The sequence below is a fragment of the Paenibacillus sp. 598K genome (genome assembly GCF_003851045.1).
Classification (GTDB): domain Bacteria; phylum Bacillota; class Bacilli; order Paenibacillales; family Paenibacillaceae; genus Paenibacillus_D.
In genome coordinates, this window is the sequence record NZ_BFBX01000064.1 from 31,665 (window position 1) to 32,953 (window position 1,289).

2 protein-coding genes are annotated in these 1,289 nt (G+C 66.3%); both read left to right on the forward strand.

Annotated features, from left to right (window positions below; all coding sequences use genetic code 11):
* Nucleotides 1-689 (forward strand): STM4014 family protein (locus tag PA598K_RS38060; RefSeq protein WP_260405485.1); only part of this gene is annotated, 689 nt, incomplete at its 5' end.
* A partial coding sequence (locus tag PA598K_RS18525; protein WP_128658390.1) for an STM4013/SEN3800 family hydrolase occupies nucleotides 677-1,289 on the forward strand: 613 nt, incomplete at its 3' end. The genes PA598K_RS38060 and PA598K_RS18525, both read left to right, overlap by 13 nt.

A 1,289-nucleotide genomic window follows, 5' to 3' on the forward strand; every position in this document is an offset into this window, starting at 1 on the left:
TCGAGGCGATGCAGCGCGAGCGGATGCCTCGCATCTTCCTCAAGCTGGCTTGCGGCTCGGGGGCGAGCGGCGTGCTCGCCTATCAGCGTCATCCCCGCACGGGCGCCGAGGTGGCGCTGACGACGCTTAGCGTGGACAACTATATCACCCGCCCGCCCGTCTACTACAATACGCGCAAGCTGCACCGCTATACCGAGCCGCGTCTGGTCCGCCAGATGATCGATTGGCTGCTCCGTCATGGCGCGCATGCCGAGCGCTGGGTGGCCAAGGCGGCGGCCGGGACGGGGACGGCGGCGGGGGTATACGACATCCGCCAGCTCGTCGTCGACGGCAAGGCGTGCCACAGCGTCGCCCGGATCAGCCGGACGCCGGTCACCAATCTGCATCTGCGCAACGAGCGTAGCAGCCTGGAGGCGCTCGGACTGAGCGAGCAGACACGCCGCAGCGTGGCGGAGGCGGCGGAGCAGGCGCTGGCGGCCTTCCCGGGCGCTCGCTCGGCGGGGGTCGATGTGATGGTGAGCCGCTCCGGCAAGCCTTATGTGCTGGAGGTGAACCCTTACGGCGACCTGCTCTATCATGTGCTGCATGAGGGCGCAGATCCGTACGAATGGCAGCTGCGCTGTTTTGCTGCGGGCGAGGACGGGCGCCGGGGGATAGAGAGAGAGGAGAGCGGCGCATGCCCAACATGAACGACATCATCGGCAGTCACGATCTCCTGATGATCACGCTCGATACGCTGCGCTACGATGCGGCCGTGCTGGAGGAGGCGAACTGCCCGCATCTATGCGGCAGCGGCGGCTGGGAGCGGCGGCATACGCCGGGCAGCTTCACCTACGCGGCGCATCATGCGTTTTTTGGCGGCTTCCTGCCGACCCCGGCCAATACGGACAAGGCGTCGCATATCCGACTGTTCCACTCCCGCAACACCGGTCTGCGCACCCATCCCGATACCTGGCTGTTCGATACGCCGGATATCGTCTCCGGCCTGGCGGCGGAGGGGTATCGTACGATCTGCATCGGCGGCGTCATCTTCTTCACCAAGAAGGTGCCGCTCGCCCGCGTGCTGCCGGGATACTTCCAGGAGAGCTACTGGCGGATGAACTTCGGCGTCACCAACCCGCGCTCGACCGAGCACCAGGTCAACCATGCGATCAAGCTGCTGGATCGCGCCGAGGAGGAGCAGAAGCTGTTCCTGTTCCTCAACGTTTCGGCGATCCACGGCCCCAACCACTACTATGTGCCCGGCGCGAAGCGGGATTCCGTCGAGACGCAGCGAGCGGCGCTCCGGG